This is a genomic window from Adlercreutzia caecimuris B7 (assembly GCF_000403355.2).
GTDB lineage: Bacteria > Actinomycetota > Coriobacteriia > Coriobacteriales > Eggerthellaceae > Adlercreutzia > Adlercreutzia caecimuris.
Map to the genome: position 1 here is coordinate 848,403 of NZ_KE159646.1, position 21,048 is coordinate 869,450.

The following is a 21,048-nucleotide window of genomic DNA, read 5'->3' on the forward strand; positions in this document are numbered from 1 at the left end:
TTACCGTGGGCTACAACATCGTCGAGTCGGGCACGTCGCAGTACCAGATGATACCCTCTGATTCCCGCACCTTCGCAAAAGCAGGCAGCATCGCTATCGGGGGTAAAACAGTGCTCGGCGTCCTTTTCTCGGGCGTAACCCTCGCTAATGGAGACTACGTTGACGGCCATTACTACAAAATCAATGTGGCGAAAAAATCTTCGCTGGATATTGTTCTCGCTGGCTACGGAACCACTCTTCTGGGCATACACGACTCCAACCAAAACCTCTTGCACGTCATCCAAACTAACGGAACTTCGACAGACCCAGACTCGGCATCCCTGAGAACCAAAGTCCTTCAGCCTGGTACCTACTATATTGGAGTACTCTGCAATGATTCATGGGCGTTCTCCAAGCCCTACCAGTTCAGCGTGAAGTACACGCCCCAGTCTATCGCCGGTGCATCGGTGTCCGTAAAGAGCAAGACGTACAACGGCAAGACCCAGAAGGCTTCCTCGGTCACGGTGAAGATGGGCGGCCAGACCCTGAAGGCGGGCCGAGACTACACGGTGTCCTGCAAGGCGGGTAGGAACGTCGGATCCTACAAGGTGACCGTCAAGGGCAAGGGCTCCTACACGGGCACGAAGACGGCCACGTTCAAGGTCAACCCCAAGGGCGCGAGCGTGAAGAAGCTGAAGAAGGCCAAGCGGGGCTTCACCGTCGCCTGGAAGAAGCCGAGCAAGGCGGCCCTCAAGCAGACCACCGGCTACCAGGTGCGCTGGTCGCCCAAGAAGTCCATGAAGGGCGCGAAGGCCAAGACCGTGAAGGCGACCTCCTCCGCCGGCAAGAAGTGCACGCTCAAGGTATCGAAGCTGAAAGCCGGCAAGAAGTACTACGTCCAGGTGCGCACCTACAAGAAGGCGGGCGGCAAGACCTACCACTCTTCCTGGTCGAAGGCCAAAGCAGTGAAGACCAAGAAGTAGACTAGTAAGACCCGCGTCCGCCCTTCGGCCGATCGTCAAAAGGAGAGACGATGAGTACCGACCTAAATAGAGCATGCCGCTGCGCCTTGTCTCTTCTTTTGTGCAGCGCATTGCTTCCGACACTTCCAACAAATACTCACACCGCTTGGGCCGACGATCCGACCCCCCAAGCAACTATGGACTACGAGAGTGAACCCAATGATGACATGAAGTACGCCGACGTGCTTCGGCCAGGCATACCCTTTACGGGAAAGATGTACGACAGGAGTACCGAGATGATTCATCTCGATATAGATATGCTGACTTTTTCCTTAGCGAAAGAATCAGAGGTTCGCATCTCCCTCACGACCCCTTCCCGTGTCTCGTATCAAATTTACGACGAAGAGGGGGAGCCCTACCGCACGCCCAGCGGAAATACGATCAGCGGGCAGACGGAGCTCGGAAAGCAAACTACCACTCAGATTGATTGCGGCAGTCTTCCTGCTGGAAAATACTATATGAGTGTCCAATCAACCGAGACAAGCATGTGGAACAAGAGCTATGAAGTCCTGCTTCAGCACGATGGCGAGGAAGAAACGCCCACCCTGCCGCCAACGGATCCTCCCCTTGCGCCCGAAGATGAGGTCATTTCGATTACCAACGGAGAAACCGTTGGACCTTACACCTTCGCAGCGGGGCAGACGAGGGAATTCAAGTTCACTACATCTGAACCCTCTCGCATGGCTTTCGCCTTCTCTCAGCTCCCTTCCGTCAGCTCAGGCGAGACACTTCACATGGCACTCAAGTCACCTGAAGGAAAAACTATCCAGGAATGGGACTTGGATAGAATAAGAACCACTGGTATTTGCGGCGACTTCCTCATCGGAAAGGGAACGCATACACTCGTCGTTACCGCATTGTGTAAGGTAAGCACTATGCAGCTGAAGCTCACCTTCGATCCGATAGGTTCGTTCGACTACGAGACCGAGCCAAACGACAGCTTTGACACGGCTGACACTCTATACCCAGATAAAACCTTCGCAGGCGTTGCCTATGACCCAACACTCGAGGTATTCCTCCCGAACGACCTAGAGACGCCCGTAATGGCCGAAGCTTACGATTATCTGTCGCTCTCTTTGAGCTCTCGTTCTTCCGTATCCCTCGAACTCGCCACCCAGGGCGTCACAGAATACAAGCTGTACGATTCGAACCAGCATCTCCTTGGCGAGGGGAAAACAGGGTCCGGCAACAGAAAGACCACCGTTAGCTGCGGCGCCCTCAATAAGGGCAAATACTTCCTTTTCATTCGCTGCGCCGATGTAAATACCTGGGGCAAAGAATACTTCGTAACGCTCAGAACCACCCACGGCACGGATTTTGAGAATGCGCTCGACGCCGCTCTTGGAAAGAAGAACGGTGCCTCCTGGTCCTCCGATCAGAAGAACGTCTACTCATCTGTCAATCTGCCCAGCGCGGGATGTTTGAAGATCGAGATGTCTAAGCCGGAATCGAGCTACCCGGTTATGGAGGTATACGACACATCGCGCAATTTAGTGTGGAGTTACAACGCTCGAGATGAAGCGGATAGCAGCAAGTCAACCTATTCCGCATCAGTCGGTTTGAAAAAGGGTACCTATTACGTCTGTCTTCGCGCGGGCACCACGTATATATCGAAGACACTGCCCTTCACGTTCACTCTTACACACAAAGCTTCGACTAATTACGAAATCGAACCCAACGGAAATGCTCAGCAGGCCACACCGCTCAAACTCGGCGTAGCTTGTTCCGCCGATATTGGGAACGCCAAGAGCGCATCGGATAAGGATTTCTTCAAGTTCACAGGAACAGCGGGCAAAAGGTACGACATTATCCTCGCCCCGCGAGAAGGCTTGTGGGACGTATCGGATCTGTACCACGTGGATGTCTACGATGCTGCAGGCAATTTCAAGGATTGCTCATCATACGATTCGCTTCCCAACGGAACCAAGCGGGCCGTCTTCCAACCTACGGCAAATGGAACCTACTACATCAAAGTAGGCAGCTTTTCATCCGAACAGGTCCATTACTCGATCACCGTGAACGCCTTCCAGAAGAAAACGCCAACGCTGAAGGTGAAATCTTCTTCAATACGACGCAATTATTGGAAGACCGGGCGATTCTCCAATCAGGTTACCTATAACGGCGACGGCGACCTGACCTATCGCAGCTCAAATGACAAGGTTGTATCGGTGTACCACGATGGAACAATGCTCACCTGGGGTTTCGGCACTGCAACCATCACAGTCACCGCCCCTGAGACGGAAAATTACAAGGGAGCAACCACATCATTTAAGGTGCATGTCGTAAAGCCGTCATCGGGCTTTAAGTACGCGAGGAAATCAATCAAGGTGCCGTGGAGCGGCTCCTTCTCCAACAAGTACAAGAATCTATCCGGCGGCAAGCTCACGCACAAATCATCCAACAAGAAAGTTGCCACCATTAACTCAAAGGGCCTTGTCACCTTTAAGGGTATCGGGGCAACAACCATCACAACAACGCAAGCTGCCACGAGCTATTATGCGAAGTCGAACGCTAGCTACACATTGAAGATCGTCCCCGATACTCCCAAAATTAAGACGATCAAGGCCGGAAAAGGTTCGCTGAAGGTCCGTTGGCGCAAACTGAGCGCAAAGCAATCCTCTGGCTACGAAGTGCGCTGCGCTACGACGAAATCCATGAAGAAGGCCGTGAAGAAAACCGTTAAGGGCGCAAAGAAATCCTCTCTTAAGGTATCGAAGCTTAAGAAGGGCAAGAAGTATTACGTCCAGGTTCGTGCCTACAAGAAGGTGGGCGGCAAGATGTACTACTCCAGCTGGTCGAAAGCCAAGACGGTGAAGACCAAGAAGTAAGCCTCGCGCACACCGGGCACGCAGACATCTCTGCACAAGGGCGGAGGAGCCGCATGTCTCCTCCGCCCTTTCGTTTCCGCGACGCCTCCACGCGGCACCGGCAGTCTTCCAAGTAAGCCCTTCCGCTGAGACCCGAACCTTCGAATCAATCGCCTTTGGCGCAAGACTGGCGCCCTTGTGGCGGGCGCCTTTGCCGAAAGACCCGGCGCCCGGCAATGTCCGCCTACCCCGGATAACCCTCCAGGACGGCGAAGGTGGTGGCGGCGACGTGGAGCAGATCGCCGGGACGCAGCTCGCAGGGCGCATCGCCAGGCCCCACCGCCGCGCTCTCGCCGGTCAGGGCGCTTGTCAGGGCCGTGCCGTTGCGCGAGCCGAGATCTTCCACGCGCCATGCGCCCGCCTCGTCGCGCCAGATGCGCGCATGGCGGCCGGACACGTCGGCGCTTACATCGCTCACATCGCCGGCGCCGGCCACCAGCGAGCCGATGAGGGCCCCATCGCCCTCCGGCGCCACCCAGTGGGCATTGCCGACGACGCGACCCTCCTCCATGCGCAGAAGGCCGAGCCACGGCGCCTCGGAAGCCGCCGGCACGACATCGCTCGTCGATACTGCGCCGCCCACAGACACTGGCGGCGGCGTTGCCAGACCGCCTCCGTGCACGGCCCGGGAGAAGGCACGCACCTCCTCCACCGCCCGAGCGGTATCGGCCGTGCAGGCGGCGCTCGCCAACAGCACCATGGCCTCCTCCGCTCGCTCATCGGCAGTCAACGATCGCTCGGCGCCTATCCGGTCCATGACGGCGCGCAAGGGCTGCACCGGCTGGGCGCAGGCCGCAAGGGGCCCCTCGAGCGCCCGCAGCCCCTCATCGCGCACGAACGAGACGATCTCCTCCCCGGAAACCGGGCCCTTCCGCTGGGACTTCATACGCGCGATGAGCCTGAGGGCGCTAACCGAGAAGTCGGCGAAGATGCCCTCCTGCAACGTATCGGGCCGCGCGTGCACCACGAAGCGCGATACCCAGGTACGGTCGCTCACCCGGCTGGCGGGGCTGCGGCCGTCGGCAAGGGGCCGTCCCGACAAAACGATGGACGCGAGCTCCTTGTGGCTGATGCCGCAGCGACGCTTCATCAGCTCGAACAGAGCCGCGGCGGGTGTGGATGCGTGGGACATGGGACTACTCCTCCCCGATCTCGTAGAAAACTTCCAGCGCTCCCGCAGCGCCGGGGAGAGCCGTCGACGACGCGTCGGGCGCATCGGCAGACGTCCGTTGCGTCGCCATCCGCTTCGGTGCGGACGGGTCGGCACCCCACGGCAAAACCGGGCGCCGAGACGATGCGGCGGCCCGGCCTCCTGCGGAAGCGGCCGATGACGGCGCGAGCGCGCGATCGGCCGCAAACCCGCACGTCACCGCCGTTGTCACCATGAACAGCGCCGCGTACAGCGCTGGAAGGACGCCGGGCGCAGGCCAGCTGACCGCCGAGAGCAGAGCGGCTGACATCGCGGCCCCGACAAGCGTCCCGACCGTACCGCGGACAGCCCCCGCCGTCGAGACCAGATCGCGTTCGCGCAGGCCGAGGCCGAGCAGCGCCGGAAGCGCCAAGAGCAGTGCGCCCAGCCAGCCGGGAAACGTACCCTGCCACGAGAGACCGTCCAGCGCTATGGAAACCTCCATGCCGTGGACGAGAAGCGCTGCCGTTCCGAGAGCTGCCGCGCCCGCAGCGGCGCACGCGGCCCGCAGCACACCGCGGGCAACCCGGCGGCGCCTCTCAGCCGCCCGGGCCGCCCGGGCCGCGTCACCGCCGAGCGCGCAGTCCGCAAGCGGCTCGCCCCGCAGGGCGCGCCCGACGTTTTCGGCATAGTTCTCGCAAAAGGCCGCCAAACCATCGCGCATGGCCGAGGCGGTAGGACGCTGGCGCTGATCGACGGCGAGGCAGGCTTCCACCAGAGGCGCCACGGTATCGTCCACCTGGCACAGGGCCAGGCGCACGCGCGCGGGGGAAACCGCGCCCTCCGCTTCGGCAGCGGCCCGGCCCACGGCCACGGCTACCTCGGGCTCGCGCGCGAGCACGGCGGCGATATCGGGCGCATTCCCATGCACGCCGACGAGAGGGGCCGGCGCGTACTCCGTCTTCAGGCGGTAGGCCGAGAACGTGCCCCGCTCGCTGCGGGCGAGAAAGCTCAGGTCGTAAGGCGGGTGGCCCTCGAAAAGCGCATGCACCACGCTGGCCGCGGCGTACACGTCCACCGCCGGCGAGTGCCGCTGGTCGGCCAAAGCGGCCACGTCCTCGGTGAGCATCTCGGGTGCCGCGAAGTCGGGGGCGGCCCCGCGGGCCCAGCCGATTTGCGCGGTTACCGCGCCGTCTTCCTATCCCAGGGCAGCAGCCGAGCCGAAGTCGATGAGCCGCAACTCGAAAGAACCTTCCTCCACCTGGTCGGCGAGGGAGAGGCGGGAGGTGTCCACCATAACGTTGCACAGCGACACATCGCGATGGGCGAGCCCGTCGGCGAGGTACTCCAACGACGCCAGGGCGTCGAACAGATCGCGACCGATACGCGCCGCCGTGAGCGGCGAGAGGCGCCCCTCCGCGTCAATCGCCAGGATGCGAGCGGCTTCCTCCAGGGTAATTCCCTCAACCCATTCCATGACCAGCGCCGGTTGCCCGTCGATGAGCCCGCGGCCGTACAGGCGCGGAAAGGCCTTCAGTCCCGCAAGGCGCCGATGCGCCTCGTACTCAGCATCGAACGCCGCCCGCGCAACACGGCGCCCATCGGCGGCCGGCGCGTCGGCACCCGCCTGCGCCTGCGATGACCCATCGGCACGCAGGCGCTTCACGGCGAACTGCTCGCCGCTCGCGTTCGTCGCGCGCACTACCCCCCCCCGCACCGCCGCGGCGCGCGGAGGCCTCGTCTGCGAACAGGGTGGTGAAGCGGCGGCAATAGGCCGCCCGGTCGGCCTCGGCGAGAGGGCAAGCGGCCTCGGCGAGAGGGCAAGCGGCCTCGAAGCCCTCGACGCGGACAAGCCGCATGCCGGCCTGCGGAATGCGGGTCGCCGTATCCCGCCCGCACGGCGCAGCATGGCGAACGGCAGGTGCGCCGGCGACCGCCTCCCCGCCACCCGTCACGGCCGGGCCCCCTTGCGCTCGCTCTCGTAATCTTCCAAATACTGGGGACGCCCCGTCTTCTTGTTCACCGCGATGCGGGTGCCCCAGTAGTCCACATGCTCGGAGGGCACGTCGAAATAGCAGTTTCCCGACCAGGCGTGGCTGAGCTCGTACAGGTAGCTTTCCAAGTCGCCGTAGCAATGCTGGAGAGCCGTGTAGTTTTCGATGTAGCGGGAGGTCGCCCAAATGCCGCCGTACTCCTGGCTCATGCCGCAGGCGATGCGAACGGTCTCGCTCACATGAGCACCCGACACCTGGCATTCCCGCAGCAGCGCATCGACCGCGCGAGCGGCGGCCTGACGCGGCTCCTTCGGATCGGTCATGCACAGCCTCTCGTAATCGTCGGCGCAGGCGTACACCCGCTTCGCGTAGTTGTCCAAAATGTCGTACTCGCTGCGCAGCGCATCGCGAATGCGAAGCTCCATATCGGCGGGAACGGGCCCTCCCTCGGAGGGGGGCAGCGCGGTCTCGGAACCCGTGTTGCCCGGCTCGTTGCCCGATGAGCTGCCAGAGTTCGACCCCGACGAGTCTGTGCTGGAATCGCCTGCGCCGTTCGGGTTGCTCGGGGTGCCCGCATTGGAACTCGACCCAGAGCCTGAGCTGCCGCCCTCCCCCGCACCCGGCTCCCCGCCTCCAGGCGTGCCGGCGCTGCCTTTCGACCCAGAAGCACCCGAAGCATCCGATTTGGTCGATGCCGACTTCTTCGAAGAAGCACCGGAGGCGCTGTCAGACGTACGGGAGGAAGAGGGGCTCGGGACCCCGTCGCCGATGGCAAAGGGAGACCGCTGCGAACCCGCACCGCCCGCTGCCTCGTCGGATGAGGCGGCGGCGACCCTAAGGTCCATCAGGCTCGCAACCGCGTTTGGATTTGCAGTAAAAGCCCCATCGTCGCCGACTTCCCCCGCTATGGCACGCTCGCTGCCCGTCGCCGCAAGCGGCGCTTCAGGGCCATAGGCAACTGCACTGCGCCCGAACAGCTCACGCACAAGGGGACTTTCCGCCGCCAAACCAGGTATGGCGGCCACATAGGTCGCCGTGCCGACGAGCATGAGCACGAAGGCGAAGGACAGCAACGCGGTCAGTGTCGGAGACATACGCGCTCGAAGAAAAGCACGGCCGACAACGGGCCACCGACGAACCGACGCCCCTTTCGCCATTGCTTTCCCTCCTTTGTGCACGCTCTTCAAAACCCAATGCTGACCAGTAACGATGAGAGCAAATTATAACAAAGCCGCCCATCATTTGTTGCGCAACAAAACGGCCCGCCCGAGCAGGCGAGATCACCTGCATCGAACAGCCGTCTTTCGATTGCGAGCATGACTTCCGATGGGTTATCCTTGACGCAAGCAAGTGGAGCTCTTTAGAGCCGGGCCCGCTGCAGAGGCTGCTCCAGTTCGTCGACACGGGGACGGTGCCCCGCAACGACATATTCCTATCTCTCATCTCAAAGGAGATGGACGCGGCCAACGCAGATGCAGCCTGGAAGGAGGAAATGATGCCGTTTCTGACTCTTGAGGAAGATGCCAAGATCCAAGCACGCATCAGCTACGAGGACGGCAGGGCGGAAGGCAGGGCCGAAGGCCAGCAGCGGATGGGCGCCCTCATACAGCGGCTTCTTGCCGACGGGCGCACAGAGGACCTTGAAGCCGCCGCATCCGATCCGGCCCTCTGCAGTCGTCTTTGCAAAGAGTACGGCTTGTAGGGACTCCAGCCATCAACCCGAACCCGGCGTGCCCGCCGTGCCTGTCTACAGGAGGTCCATGGGGTCCACGTCGACGGCAGCGTTAACGTGCGGGTGAGTTTGGCGGGTGCGGAACAGGTGCGCGAGCGGCGCGGAGATGTCGGCGCCGAGGGGGGCCTTCACCACCACGTGGTAGCGGTAGGTGTTGCGCAGCTTCGACAAGGTGCAGGGCACCGCCGGCAGCACCGTCCAGCGAGGATCGCCCACCGTATCGCGGATGAGATCGGCCAGCTGGGCCCGCAGAAGCTCGGCCTCGGTGGCCACCTCGTGCTCGTCGGCACCCCACACGAGAATGTTGGCCATAGCCACGTAGGGCGGATACGCGAGAAGCTTGCGCTTGGGCAGCTCGGCACGCAAAAACATCCCGCGGTCGTAGCGGGCCGCCGCCTGAATGGCCACAGAATCGGCCTCGTAGGTCTGCACCATGACGCGGCCCGGCAGCTCGGCGCGGCCGGCGCGGCCGGCCACCTGCTCGATGAGCTGGAAGGTACGTTCGCTGGCCCGGTAGTCGGGCAGATGCAGCTGGGTGTCGGCGTTAATGACGCCCACGAGGGTCACGTCGTCGAAATCGAGGCCTTTGGCGATCATCTGAGTGCCGAGCAACACCGCCGCCTGGGCCGCGCCGAAGCGCTCGAGCAGCTCCTGGTGCGCGCCTTTGGCCGTGGTGGTGTCGGCGTCCATGCGGATGACGGGCACCTCGGGCCCCACCCCCGGCATGCCGTCCAAGAGCGCGCGCAGATCCGATTCCACCCGCTGCGTGCCAGCACCGAACTTCTTTAGATAGGGGCTGCCGCATTCGGGGCACACGGGCGGAGCCGCCACCGTATAGCCGCAATGATGGCACACGAGCTTGCAGCCCTCCTCGTGATAGGTGAGGCTCGTCGCGCAATGCGGGCACTCGGGCACGAAACCGCAGTCGCGGCAGAGGAGAAACTTCGCGAACCCGCGCTGGTTCAGCAAGAGCACGGCCTTGTGGCCGGCGGAGAGCTCGGCGGCAAGCGCCCGGGTGAGCCGCCCCGAGAACATGGAGCGTGCGCCCGAGGCGAACTCGGCGGCCATGTCCACCACCTCCACCGGCGGCAGAGGGCGCCCGTTGGCCCGCTCGGGCAAGGCGACGCTCGTCCAAGCGGGGTCTTTCGCCACCGCGTAGAGCGCCTCGATAGAGGGCGTGGCGCTGCCGAGCACTACCGCGCCGCCCGAGCGCGCCATCATCCACCGGGCTACGTCGCGCGCCTGGTAGCGCGGAGCGGAGTCCTGCTTGTAGGAACCTTCGTGCTCCTCGTCGACGACGATGAGTCCCACGTTCGCGAGCGGCGTGAACAGGGCGCTGCGGGCCCCCACCACCACGCGCGCCGCGCCGCTTTTGATGAAGTCCCACTGGTCGAACCGCTCGCCATCGCTCATGCGCGAGTGCATGACGGCCACCGCGTCGCCGAAGCGGCTGCGGAAGCGCCCCACGGTCTGGGGCGTGAGCGAGATCTCGGGCACGAGCACGATGGCACAGCGCCCCTCGGCAAGCACGGCCTCGATGGCCCGCAGGTACACCTCGGTCTTGCCCGAGCCCGTCACGCCGTCTACAAGCACCACGCGCCCGCACGCCGCCGCCCGCGCCTCCTCGATGGCCGCGAGCGCCGCGACCTGCCCCTCGGTGAGCTGCGGGCGCACGGCAGCACGGGAAAGGGCGGCGACAGAGGGCGTGGACACGGAGGCATCGTCGGCACCGGAAGCTTCGCCGGAAAACGCCGCTCCCCCGATCTCCACACCCCGCATACGACGACGGCGCTCCACAACCACGGCGCCCCTCTCCCCCAGCGTCTTCAAGGTGGAAGATACCGAGCCGAACTCGCGAGCGAGCTCTGCCACGCGTACGTCCCCCGCGCCCACCGCGGCAAGCACCTGCTGCTGCTTGACCGCGTTCTTGCGCGGCGCGAATTCGCCGAAGGACGGCCCCCGAGTAACCCACCTATCATCCACCTCGCCGATCTTCGGCTCCTCCAGCCGCCAGCGTCCGTCGCGGCCGCGCACCACCCGCGGCACCGCGCCCGGCGGTGTGAACAGACGCACGCAACTGGACAGGGGCGCCACGTAGCGCTCGGCGATATACCGGGCGCAGGCAGCACCCTCCTCGTCGAAGAACGGACCGGCGAGCACCGCCTCCACCTGGCGTAACTCGGACACGGCCAAAGGAGTGCCCCACAGATCCGTCCCCTCTCCCGGTGCGGCGGAGGCCTCTTCCAGGCCCGCCACATAGCCCACGGCCTTGCGGCCGCCGAGCGTCACGAGCACGGCGCACCCCACCGATACCGCCATATCGTCGGGCACGGCATAGGAGTAAGGCGCATCGAGCGCCTGGGTGGGAATATCGACTATGACGGAGGCAACGAACATGCCCGCCAGTATACCGCAACGAAAAGCACTGCGAGCAGCGGAAGGCATGGCGCAAGCAGCACAGGGAGCGAGAAGGGCGCGGGGCAGCTCGGGATGTAGACCCGCACGCCGCGGGATGTGACGCGGGCAACTCGGGATGTGGGCCCGCGCCGTGGGACGTGACGCGGGGCAGCTCGGGACGTGGACCCGCGCCGTGGGACGTGGGTCAGGGCGTCGGCGAGGAGCAGACGGCGCGGCTCTGGATGTGAGCCTGCATACCGCAGGGCGTGACGCAGGCGATTTGGTTCGCCGCGTTTCCAGCGAGTCGAAACCTGTCGAAAAAGCGGCGATTTGCATAGATTTTGCAGCTAGGGGGTGCGGACGTTTTTCCGTACCGCCTAGGCGGCGTACCCAAGCGAGGCGCGGTACTCGTCGGGGCTCAGCCACCCCAGCGAGCGCTTGATGCGCCCCGAGCAATAGTAGCGCAGGTAGGCGTCCAGACGCCCGGAGAACTCCGCCAGGGAGACGCCCTCCCAGTCCCTGTAGTGGAAGAACTCGTTCTTGAGCCGGCCGAAGAACCCCTCGCACGCCGCGTTGTCCGGGCTGCACCCCTTGGCCGACATGGAGCGGACCAGGCCGGCCCCCTCGCACAGGGCGATCCAGCCGGGCCAGCGGTAGTGGCCGCCGCGGTCGCTGTGCACCACGGTGCGCGCCCCCGGGCGCCTGCCGGCGAGCGCGTCCTCGAGCGACCCGTTGGCCAGGTCGGCCGTGGGCGACGCCCCTATCCTCCAGCCGGCGGGGCGCCCGTCGAAGCAGTCCACCACGGCGCTCAGGTAGGCCTTGCCGGCCGGGATGCGGAACTCGGTTATGTCGGTGACCCACAGCTCGTCCGGGGCGGCCGCCGAGAAGTCCCTGGCGACCAGGTTGGGCGGGGCGGCGGACACCTCGCCCTCGTAGGAGCTCCACCCCCTGCGCCGGCGCCTGTTGTAGGCCGCGGACAGGCCCTCCTCCCGCATCAGCCGGCGCACCACCTTCTCCGACACGCGCACGTCCTCGCGGCGCAGGCGGGCCCATATGGTGCGGTAGCCCCACGCGCGGGAGCCCTCGTCGAACAGCTCGCGCACGCGCGCCCGCAGCCCGGCGTACTTGTCGGGCCGCCCCAGGCGCGCCCGGTGGTACTCATAGGAGCTCCTCGAGATCCTCAAGAAAGCGGTGATCTCTCGGAGGGGCAGGCCTGTCGCCGCGCGCAATCTCTCGCCCAGCTCGCACTTTCTCCTGTTCGATATCGAACCCGGGTGCGAGCCTGCCCCTTTTAGGTCGTCCAACACCGCCCTGAGCAGCATGTTCTCGTTCATGGCGGCCTCGTAGGCCGCCCTCTCCGCCTCGTCCAACGGGTCCTCCTCCGCATCGGGAGGGGCCATCCTAGCAGCTCCCCGTGGAGGTCTTGCGGCGGAGCCGGACGCCCGCCATCGCGCGTGGGGCAGCAGGCCCCGCCCCCAGCGCTGGACCGCGCCCCTGGACGCGCCGCAGAGCTCGGCGGCCTCCACCTGGGTCATCCCCTCCTCCAGCGCGAGCAGCGCCAGCTCGATCGTGTCCCTGTCGTACATGCGGACCCCTTCCCGGACCGACGCCGGTCCAAGTTTTTGTCCGCACCTCCCTAAGACTGCTGAAAAGTCATCGATATGCATAGATAGACCCCTCCAAACCTATGCATATCGGCGCTTTTCGCGCAGCCTCTCCCGAGCCTGTGCATATCGGCGCTTTTCGCGCAGCCTCTCCCGAGCCTGTGCATATCGGCGCTTTTCGCGCAGCTTTCCCGAACCCGTGCAAATCGGCGCTTTTCGCACAGCTTTCCCGAGCCTGTGCAGATCGGCGTTTTCGCAGCGCCTTCCTACACCGCGAGGTCGGCGTAGACGAAGGGCACCAGGTGGTCCAGATCGTCGGGGGCCATGCGCACCTGACAGCCCACCTTGCCGCCAGAGAAGTAGATCGTATCGAAGAGCTGGGCCGTCTCATCAATGAAGGTGGGAAAGCGCTTCTTCATGCCGATGGGCGAGCAGCCGCCGTGCACGTAGCCCGTGAGCGGCAGCAGGTCACGGGATCTCACCATGGCCACGGCCTTCTCGCCGGCCGCCGCGGCGGCCTTCTTCAGATCAAGCTCGCAGGCCACGGGCACGAGGAACACGTAGTGCGCCCCGGACTTGCCCTCGGTGACGAGGGTCTTGAACACCGCATCCACCTCCTCGCCTTGGGCGCGGGCGATCTCCACCCCGGTCATTGAGGGGTCGGCCTCGAAGAACAGCGCCTCGTGGGCCAGGCCGGCCGCATCCAGCTCGCGCAGGGCGTTGGTTTTATGGTCTTTGGCGGAACGGGCCACGATCCTCTACCGCTTCCCCTTCTTGCCCTTGCCCTTGCGCGCGGCAGCCTCAGCGGCATCTCGCAACTCGCGGGCCTGCACCTGGGCGCGCCAGGCGGCCACGCACCCCCCGATGAAGCACACCGCGCCCAGGCCGACGGAAGTGGCGAGCCACACCCCGCCCATGCCCATCCAGAAGTCGAGCGGATACATGGAGATGAGCAGCGAGTCGTAGCTGAACGTCCAGGTACCGTCGACGAAGAACAGCGAGTGAAAGGCGGCGAACAGGCCGTTGAAGTCCACCATGCCCCAGACGCCGAGCACCGCGAGCAGCGCGAGCAGCAGGGCCGGGCCCATGCGCAGCATGAAAGCCAGAGCCGCCCACTGCCGGCGCACGCCCAAGAGCACGCCCACAACGAGCGCGGCCACCCCAATCATGCCGAGCCAGGAGCTCACACCCGTTATGAGGCGGTTGCAGTCCTCCAAGTGGCTCACGGCCGCTCCGTCCAACGCGTAGCGGTCGGACACCTTCGCGAGGGCGTCCATCGCGTCGAGCGAGGTGCCCGGCGCATCGAGCGCACGGCGGGCCGCATCGGTCCACTCGCCCGCTTTAGGCGCGCCCTCGGCACTCGCCGCTCGAGCCGCGTCCACCACAGCAGCCGCCACATCCTCCGCCGCCGCCTCGGCATCGCGATGGGGATCCACCGTGAAGGCCCGGGTGACGCCGGCGAGTTCCACAAGCTGGTCGTGGGTGTAGGGCGACGTCTCGCCCGTGCTCACAGTCCCGGCGAGAGAGGTGGTGACGCCGGGCAGGCAGCAGACGGCAAAACCGCACACGAGCAGCGTGACGGCCAGCACGGTAGCGCCGATGCCGGCGAGAATGCTGTTGGACCCCATCTACAGCTCCAGCCCGTCGGGCACGTCGCAGTCGACCCACAGGGAGGCCGCCGTCATGCCGTCGTTGGTCTTGCTGATGGTGGGGTGCGGCCCCAGGCGGCTGAACACACCCTGAAAATGCCCGTTGTACAGGTACAGGCCGTTCATGTTGTTGTAGGGCACCGGCTCGCTTTCCACCGCGCCGTCGGGCGTATCGTCGATGCCGGCGTCGGGCGGCAGCGTGTCTGTCTTGAAGGGGCGGATGTAGCGCTGCACGATGAAAGGGTAGCCCGCGCGCCCGTTGGCGAACTCGTCGATGACCCGCTCCCACTCCTGCTGGCTCACCTCGCAGCCGGCGTACACGTTGTCGGCGCCGTAATGGTCGGTGGGCTTCACGATCCACTCGTCCTTGTTGGCGCGGATCTGGTCGAGGTTCACCACCGACTCGTCCAGAAACGCCGTCATGGGCACCGTGGCCTCCACAAACGCGATCTCCTCCTCGGTGAGGAAGGCCTGGGTCTCGGGGGCGAACAGCACCTCGAACAGCTGCTTGTCGTGGACGATGTGCCCCGAGAACGCCCCGATGAGCGCCACCTTCTGGGCGCGCACCGCATCGATGAGGGCCTGGGAATCGTCCCAGAACTCCAGCACGTCGTTGGTGACCGAGCGGCGCCAGATAGCATGCACGGGCAGCCCGTCGGGAGTCGTGAGCACCTCGCCGTCGAAGGCCAAATCGCGCACATCGGCCACCACGCATTCCACGCCGGCCGCGCGGAACTTCTCGGCGAAGATGTGGAACTCGTCCACCACGCCGTTCTCCAGGTAGTCGCAGATGGCGATGCGCGGATGTTCCACCTTGAAGCGGTAGGTGTCGTAGATATCTAAGAAGGTGCGCACCCAGGGCTCGAACAAATCGCAGCCGGCCACGGCGTGGTTCTCGGCGAACACCCGGAAGGCCTCGGTGCCGGTGATGGAGTTCGTGATCTCGCGGTTCTCGTTCATGCCCGCGCTGCCGTCGCCGTTGAACTCGCAGAAGTGGATGCGGTAGTCCTCCTCGTTCAGGAACGTGTCCACCCGGGCGAAGGGCAGCACCGCGTCGTAGTCGCGCGGCAGCAAGATAAGCTCCACGAGCCGCTCATCGAAGTCGAAGAGCTTGCGGTACTCCTCGTCGGCCCGGTAGCGCTCGATGACCTTGCAGAGGATGCGGTGGCACATCTCGGCCGTGTCGCGCATGACCTCGTAGCTTTTCCGGTTGAACAGGCGCGGCACGAAGGAGGAGGCCACCACCTTGTGGTGCACGATGGCCGTGGAGGCCTGCATGTAGTCGTAGGCGGCGCGACGATCCTCCACCGCCCCGTCCAGCTCGTCGACGATCTGGAAGTACTCGCGCGTATAGTCGGCATTAGTGGGCATGAAGGCTCCGTCCCTCGACGTTTGCATATCCGCATAAGTGTAGCACGTCCGCGACGCGGTGCGCCTTCCGTATGGTTTCTGTATCCTTCCCCGTCGGTGTTCTTGCACCGCGCCGCCATCCCCGATAGTATGGGCAATCGCGCGCCTCAGCCCACACGGTCCGCGTGCACCATATTATCCAGAGTCGGGGTAGAGAGTTGGCTCGTCGATCCCGACACCAACCTGACGCGCCTCGCCGCTTTACCGGCGGCCGCCAAGGTGGTCCGGCCAACAGCGATAAGAAAGGAATCTCATGACCGAGAACCATTCGAGCTATCTGTTCACGTCCGAGTCCGTCACCGAGGGGCACCCGGACAAAATCTGCGACCAGATCTCCGATGCCATCTTGGACGCTATCCTGGCCAAGGAGATCGCACTTTCAGAGGAAGGTTACATCGCCCCCGACGGGGCGCCGGCCGACCCCACGAAGTTCCGCTGCGCCTGCGAGACGCTGGTGACCACGGGCACCGTGTTCGTCACCGGCGAGATCCGCACCCAGGCCTACGTGGACGTGCAGTCCATTGTGCGCGACGTGGTGTGCGGCATCGGCTACGACCGCGCCAAATACGGCTTCGACGGCAACACCTGCGCCGTGATGAGCTCCATCCACGAGCAGTCTGCCGACATCGCCCAGGGCGTGGACGAGTCCTTCGAGGCCCAGCACGACGCCGCCGCGGCCGCCGACCCCTACGAGACCATCGGCGCGGGCGACCAGGGCATGATGTTCGGCTACGCCTGCAACGAGACGAGCACGCTCATGCCCATGCCGATCTATCTGGCCCACCGACTCTCCGAGCGCCTGACCGAGGTGCGCAAGAACGGCACGCTGGAGTTTCTGCGCCCCGACGGCAAGACCCAGGTGTCGGTGCGCTACGTGGACGGCGCGCCCACAGCCGTGGAGAAGGTGGTCGTGTCCACCCAGCACGCCGAGGACATCGAGCAAGATGCTCTGCGCGAGGCCATCATCGAGACGGTCATCCGCCCGGTATTCGAGGCCGAGGGCGTAGCCCTTTCCGACGACTGCGAGATCTACGTGAACCCCACCGGCCGCTTCGTCATCGGCGGCCCCATGGGGGACGCGGGCCTCACGGGCCGCAAGATCATCGTGGACACCTACGGCGGCATGGGCCGTCACGGCGGCGGGGCCTTCTCGGGCAAGGACTGCACCAAGGTGGACCGCTCGGCGGCCTACGCGGCACGCTGGGTGGCGAAGAACGTAGTGGCCGCCGGGCTCGCCGACCGCTGCGAGGTGCAGATCGCCTACGCTATCGGCGTGGCCCAGCCCGTGAGCGTCATGGTGGACACCTTCGGCACCGAGCACGTGCCCACCTCCGCCATCGAGGCCGCCGTGGCCGAGGTGTTCGACCTGCGCCCCGGCGCCATCATCGACGCGCTCGATCTGCGCCGGCCCATCTACCAGAAGACGGCCGCCTACGGCCACTTCGGCCGCGAGCTCCCCGAGTTCACCTGGGAGGCCACCGACCGCGCCAACGCCCTGCGGAAGGCCTGCGGGCTGGAGTAGGGGGCGCTACTTTTCTTCGCGGTAGACCGTGGTGGTCACCCGCGCGATACGCCGGCCCGTGTCGTCGGTCACGTCGGTGGTGTAGAAGCCGAGGTGACGGCCGGACTTGTCCACGTTGCAGGTGGCGATGAGCTTGGTGCCCCGCGAGGCGCTCATATAGTCGATGGCGCTCGACACCGACACGCTGGGGGCCACGCCGATGTTGCTGGCCAGGGCCAGAGCAAAGTCGGCCAAGGTGAAGATGGCCCCGCCCATGACGTTGCCCAGCGCGTTGCGGTGGTGGTCCTGGATGTCCAGCTCTGCCACCCCATGGCCCACCGACCCTTCCACGATACGGCAGCCCACGTGCTCGGCGAAACGGTCGTGGCCGAAGAAGTCGTTCAGCTCGTCTAAGGTGGGGTAATCGGACAGCTGCGCCATGGGAATCCTCCGCCCTTCCTAGCCCTGGGCCACGGGCGTGGCCGTCGTGGCGAACAGCTCCAAATACTGGCCGTCGGTCACGGTGACCACCTGCTTGCCGCCGGGAATCACATAGACCGAGTTCACGATGGAGTCCTCGTCGAAGTCGAGATCCTTCATGACGAAGGCGCCGCACTCGTTGGTGGTCACCGCCGCCGAGGGCTCGTAAGTGGTGATGGTGTAGCTGCCGGCGGGAATATCGATGCCCACGCGGTAGCAGCCGTCGTTGTAAGGCGCCGTCGGACCGAAGGACTCGGACGGAGCCGGGTACATGGTCTCATCACCGGCGGGCTTGAACACCACCAGGTCGCCCTCGTCGAGCTGGGCGAAGTAGTTGCCGAAGTACACAACCGAGTCGTCGGCCTTGTAGCGGCCGGTCGCACCGTCAACGGCTTCGAAGACGTAGAAGTTGCTCTCAGCGTTCTCGGAACCCTGCATGAAGTAGAGCCCCGCCGGAATCTGACCCGACGGACCCACCTCGTAGACGCCCGCCTTGCACACCGAGCCGGCACCCGGCGCCTCGGTAGGTACGCCATCGGGGAAAGCCGCCTTGGCGATCTCGTCGGCAGTGTAGGTGCCGGCGGTCGACTCACTGTTGGGGGCAGAGGGCATCTGCGGAACCGACGAGGAATCGCCCTGGCCCTGGCCGTCCTGTCCGTAGCCATAGCCGTGGCCGTACCCGTAGCCGTAGTCGTCCGAGGTGCCGTAGGGCATGGAACGAACCGAATCGTCATCGATATGCGCGGCGTACATGATGCCCGCGCAGCTCGCGCAGCCGCCCAAGCCGATGACGAGGCCCACGGCCAGGCCGAGCAAGAACCACGGCCAGCGGCGCTTCTGCCCCGAGGGGGCGGCTGCCGGCTCGTAGCCGTACACCGGGGCCGTCGCCGGCGGTGCGGGGGGCACGGGCGGCTGCTGAGCGGCCCCATAGCCGTTATAGGCCTGCTCGTAAGCGGAGTAGGCCGCCGGAGCCGGCTGGACCGGCTGCTGGGGCGCCGGCTCGTACACCGCGTAGGGTTGCGTCGCCGATGCCGCGGGCGACGGCTCGGGCGCACCGGCCGGCACCCCCTGGGGCTCGGCCGACGCCCCTGGCGCCGTCGCGGCCGCGAAGGGATTCACCGCGCCCGCCGATACCGCCGGGACGGCGGGAGCCGCAGGTTGCGGCTCGGACGGCGCGCCGGGGGTTCCCGGCTTCACCTGCTCGTTGTTCTCGTTCATGGAAACCTGCCTTTCGGTGATTTCGGATCGTTCTTCTGAAACAGAACGGGACCGCGCTCGGCGGCCCCGCTGGGTTACCTAGGAAACGGCGTCGGCAGCCGCGGCGCCGTCGGAGACGCCGTCGCCCTCGCCGAACACCTTCGCCACCACGCCGTCGATGCGGGCCACGACATCGGCCGGATCCATCAGCATCATGGCCTCGAACAGCGGCGGCGAAACCATGTTGCCGGCAACGGCCACGCGCAGCGGCTGGAACAGAAGCTTCGGCTTCAGCCCCGCCTCTTCGCCCGCGGCCCGGCACAGCTCCTGGAGCGCCTCGGCATCCCAGGGGTTATCGTCGTTGGAGAGCACGGCGCGGCAAATGGCCAGCGCCTCGTCGGCCCGCGCGCCTTCCTTCAGAAGAACCTTCTGCACGCTCTTCTCGTCGAGCACCACCGAGTCGCCCCAGAACAGGAAGGCCAGCTTGGCGGGAATCTCGTCCATGCGGGCGAGGCGCTCGGCCACGAGCGGGTACATGGCCTGGTAGAACTCCGCATCGTCGTCCACGTCGGCCAGACATGCCTGCCAGGCGTCGGCGTCCACGCCCTCGCCGGGCACGCGCGTCACAGCTGCGGCGGCCTGCTGCTCCTCCTTGGTGGGCGTGGGCACCACGGCGATGCCGTCGGCCACATTGCTGCCGTCGATGTTGGTCTGGGCAAGCCACGGCTTCGCGGCGGCCACCCAGGCCTCGGCGCCCATGTCGCGGATGTAGACGCCGTCCATCCAGTCGAGCTTCTTCTCGTCGAAGATGGAGTGCTTCTTCGTGATGCGATCGAGCGAGAAGTGCCGACACAGCTCCGCCGGCGGGATGATGGTGGTCTCGCCGTCGAGCGACCAGCCGAGCAGCGCCAGGAAGTTCACGAGCGCTTCAGGCAAATAGCCCCGGTCGCGGTACTCCTCCACGTTGGTGGCGCCATGGCGCTTGGAGAGCTTCTTGCCGTCGGCGCCCAAGATCATGGACAGGTGCGCGAACAGCGGCACCTCGGCGCCGAGCGCCTCGTAGATGAGCACCTGGCGCGGCGTGTTGGACAGGTGGTCGTCGCCGCGGATGACGTGGGTGATGCCCATGTTCACGTCGTCGCAGACCACGGCGAAGTTATAGGTGAAGGTGCCGTCGGTGCGGCGCAAAATCATGTCGTCCATCACGTCGATGGGGAAGCTCATGTGGCCGTACACTGCGTCCTCGAACTCTACCGGTCCGTGGCCCTCGGGCACCGCGAGGCGCCATACATGAGGCTCGCCGGCGGCAATGCGCGCCTCGGCTTCCTCGCGCGGGATGCTCCGGCAGGTGCGGTCGTAGCCCGCGTAGCCGCCCTGGGTCTGCTCGGCCTCGGCCCTCTTGGCGTCCAGCGTCTCCTTCGAGCAGAAGCACGGGTAGGCCGCCCCCGCCTCGATGAGCTTGGCAAGGGCCGCCTCGTAGGTATCGGTGCGCTGGGTCTGGAAGTAGGGGCCGCACGGGCCGCCCACCTCGGGGCCCTCGTCCCAGTTCAGCCCCATCCAGCGCAGCGCGCGCAGGATGATCTGGGTGTTCTCCTCGGTGGAGCGCTCCGGGTCGGTGTCCTCGATGCGCAGGACGAAAGTGCCGCCGGTAGCGCGGGCAAAGGCCCAGTTGTAGATGGCGGTGCGGGCGCCGCCGATGTGCAGCATGCCGGTGGGAGACGGCGCGAAGCGAACGCGCACGGGCTTGTTCTCAGTGGTCATGAAGTTCCTCGATGCGTAGAAAATAAGGGGCCGGTAATCCGCCGCCCAGTATAGCACGGCCCCTATCGCCCCTGCGCACCCCCAAAAACCCTTCACCCAGACCGCAGAAGGAATTTCTCATTCTTTCGTACTTTAGCGCGATATTAGGAATAAGATATTGTACAATGATACAAGGTGCCCCGTCACCCCGGGCAGCTCGAGAAAGGAGTTGCCTATGGACGCTCAAACAGTGACCGCCTTGTGCGACCTCATGCTTGTAGTGATCGGAATCATCGGGCTAGTCCTGATGAGGAAGGAGTGACGGACAGTGTTGGCAAAGAAGAAGC

16 protein-coding genes are annotated in these 21,048 nt (G+C 65.0%); 4 read left to right on the forward strand and 12 right to left on the reverse strand.

What is annotated here, in order from left to right:
• The first annotated feature begins 5 nt into the window (after nt 1-5).
• Nucleotides 6-962 carry a fibronectin type III domain-containing protein gene (locus tag C811_RS16855; RefSeq protein ID WP_198010022.1) on the forward strand — a complete coding sequence of 319 codons (957 nt, stop codon included), beginning with the start codon at nt 6-8 and terminating at the stop codon, nt 960-962.
• A gap of 50 nt (nt 963-1,012) precedes the next feature.
• The gene (locus C811_RS07635) at nt 1,013-3,829 is read left to right on the forward strand and encodes a PPC domain-containing protein (protein ID WP_016308962.1); all 2,817 of its coding nucleotides are present in this window, start codon (nt 1,013-1,015) and stop codon (nt 3,827-3,829) included.
• A gap of 223 nt (nt 3,830-4,052) precedes the next feature.
• Here C811_RS07635 and C811_RS07640 read toward each other — a convergent pair whose 3' ends face one another.
• The 4 genes from C811_RS07640 to C811_RS16500 form a co-directional block, all read right to left on the reverse strand.
• The gene (locus C811_RS07640) at nt 4,053-5,000 is read right to left on the reverse strand and encodes an FHA domain-containing protein (protein ID WP_016308963.1); all 948 of its coding nucleotides are present in this window, start codon (nt 4,998-5,000) and stop codon (nt 4,053-4,055) included.
• A 4-nt stretch (nt 5,001-5,004) separates the two neighbouring features.
• Complete coding sequence (locus tag C811_RS07645; protein WP_016308964.1) at nt 5,005-6,126, reverse strand: hypothetical protein; 1,122 nt, start codon at nt 6,124-6,126, stop codon at nt 5,005-5,007.
• Nucleotides 6,127-6,195: 69 nt separating this feature from the next.
• Nucleotides 6,196-6,699: a protein kinase family protein gene (locus C811_RS07650; RefSeq protein ID WP_016308965.1), complete on the reverse strand. Its 504-nt coding sequence runs from the start codon at nt 6,697-6,699 to the stop codon at nt 6,196-6,198.
• A 249-nt stretch (nt 6,700-6,948) separates the two neighbouring features.
• Nucleotides 6,949-8,085 carry a hypothetical protein gene (locus C811_RS16500; protein ID WP_156997061.1) on the reverse strand — a complete coding sequence of 379 codons (1,137 nt, stop codon included), beginning with the start codon at nt 8,083-8,085 and terminating at the stop codon, nt 6,949-6,951.
• A gap of 359 nt (nt 8,086-8,444) precedes the next feature.
• Here C811_RS16500 and C811_RS07655 point away from each other — a divergent pair, with 359 nt between their 5' ends.
• A complete protein-coding gene (locus C811_RS07655) occupies nt 8,445-8,693 on the forward strand; it encodes a hypothetical protein (protein ID WP_022926442.1) in 249 nt (82 codons plus the stop codon).
• 45 nt (nt 8,694-8,738) lie between these two features.
• Here C811_RS07655 and priA read toward each other — a convergent pair whose 3' ends face one another.
• The 5 genes from priA to C811_RS07680 form a co-directional block, all read right to left on the reverse strand.
• Nucleotides 8,739-11,120, reverse strand: a complete 2,382-nt coding sequence (gene priA / locus C811_RS07660; protein WP_016308968.1) for a replication restart helicase PriA — start codon at nt 11,118-11,120, stop codon at nt 8,739-8,741.
• Between the two features lie 377 nt (nt 11,121-11,497).
• On the reverse strand, nt 11,498-12,706 hold the full coding sequence (locus C811_RS07665) for an IS3 family transposase (protein WP_016309636.1): 1,209 nt from the start codon (nt 12,704-12,706) through the stop codon (nt 11,498-11,500).
• A 284-nt stretch (nt 12,707-12,990) separates the two neighbouring features.
• Nucleotides 12,991-13,476, reverse strand: a complete 486-nt coding sequence (ybaK, locus tag C811_RS07670; RefSeq protein WP_016308970.1) for a Cys-tRNA(Pro) deacylase — start codon at nt 13,474-13,476, stop codon at nt 12,991-12,993.
• A gap of 6 nt (nt 13,477-13,482) precedes the next feature.
• Nucleotides 13,483-14,352: a lipoprotein intramolecular transacylase Lit gene (locus C811_RS07675; protein WP_016308971.1), complete on the reverse strand. Its 870-nt coding sequence runs from the start codon at nt 14,350-14,352 to the stop codon at nt 13,483-13,485.
• Nucleotides 14,353-15,744 (reverse strand): circularly permuted type 2 ATP-grasp protein, encoded by a 1,392-nt coding sequence (locus C811_RS07680; RefSeq protein WP_016308972.1) that lies wholly within the window; start codon nt 15,742-15,744, stop codon nt 14,353-14,355.
• A gap of 292 nt (nt 15,745-16,036) precedes the next feature.
• Here C811_RS07680 and metK point away from each other — a divergent pair, with 292 nt between their 5' ends.
• Nucleotides 16,037-17,305, forward strand: coding sequence for a methionine adenosyltransferase (gene metK / locus C811_RS07685; RefSeq protein ID WP_016308973.1), 1,269 nt, complete (start codon nt 16,037-16,039; stop codon nt 17,303-17,305).
• Nucleotides 17,306-17,311: 6 nt separating this feature from the next.
• Here metK and C811_RS07690 read toward each other — a convergent pair whose 3' ends face one another.
• The 3 genes from C811_RS07690 to gltX form a co-directional block, all read right to left on the reverse strand.
• Nucleotides 17,312-17,725, reverse strand: coding sequence for a PaaI family thioesterase (locus C811_RS07690; RefSeq protein WP_016308974.1), 414 nt, complete (start codon nt 17,723-17,725; stop codon nt 17,312-17,314).
• An 18-nt stretch (nt 17,726-17,743) separates the two neighbouring features.
• Nucleotides 17,744-18,982, reverse strand: coding sequence for a hypothetical protein (locus C811_RS07695; protein ID WP_016308975.1), 1,239 nt, complete (start codon nt 18,980-18,982; stop codon nt 17,744-17,746).
• Between the two features lie 78 nt (nt 18,983-19,060).
• Nucleotides 19,061-20,722: a glutamate--tRNA ligase gene (gltX, locus tag C811_RS15735; RefSeq protein ID WP_016308976.1), complete on the reverse strand. Its 1,662-nt coding sequence runs from the start codon at nt 20,720-20,722 to the stop codon at nt 19,061-19,063.
• Nucleotides 20,723-21,048 lie beyond the last annotated feature (326 nt).

Coding starts and splice junctions, on each gene's coding strand:
- C811_RS07635 (WP_016308962.1), top strand. CDS start 1,013: ATGAGTACCGACCTAAATAGAGCATGCCGCTGCGCCTTGTCTCTTCTT.
- C811_RS07640 (WP_016308963.1), bottom strand. CDS start 5,000: ATGTCCCACGCATCCACACCCGCCGCGGCTCTGTTCGAGCTGATGAAG.
- C811_RS07645 (WP_016308964.1), bottom strand. CDS start 6,126: ATGCTCACCGAGGACGTGGCCGCTTTGGCCGACCAGCGGCACTCGCCG.
- C811_RS16500 (WP_156997061.1), bottom strand. CDS start 8,085: ATGTCTCCGACACTGACCGCGTTGCTGTCCTTCGCCTTCGTGCTCATG.
- C811_RS07655 (WP_022926442.1), top strand. CDS start 8,445: ATGGACGCGGCCAACGCAGATGCAGCCTGGAAGGAGGAAATGATGCCG.
- priA (WP_016308968.1), bottom strand. CDS start 11,120: ATGTTCGTTGCCTCCGTCATAGTCGATATTCCCACCCAGGCGCTCGAT.
- C811_RS07665 (WP_016309636.1), bottom strand. CDS start 12,706: ATGTACGACAGGGACACGATCGAGCTGGCGCTGCTCGCGCTGGAGGAG.
- C811_RS07675 (WP_016308971.1), bottom strand. CDS start 14,352: ATGGGGTCCAACAGCATTCTCGCCGGCATCGGCGCTACCGTGCTGGCC.
- C811_RS07680 (WP_016308972.1), bottom strand. CDS start 15,744: ATGCCCACTAATGCCGACTATACGCGCGAGTACTTCCAGATCGTCGAC.
- metK (WP_016308973.1), top strand. CDS start 16,037: ATGACCGAGAACCATTCGAGCTATCTGTTCACGTCCGAGTCCGTCACC.
- C811_RS07690 (WP_016308974.1), bottom strand. CDS start 17,725: ATGGCGCAGCTGTCCGATTACCCCACCTTAGACGAGCTGAACGACTTC.
- C811_RS07695 (WP_016308975.1), bottom strand. CDS start 18,982: ATGAACGAGAACAACGAGCAGGTGAAGCCGGGAACCCCCGGCGCGCCG.
- gltX (WP_016308976.1), bottom strand. CDS start 20,722: ATGACCACTGAGAACAAGCCCGTGCGCGTTCGCTTCGCGCCGTCTCCC.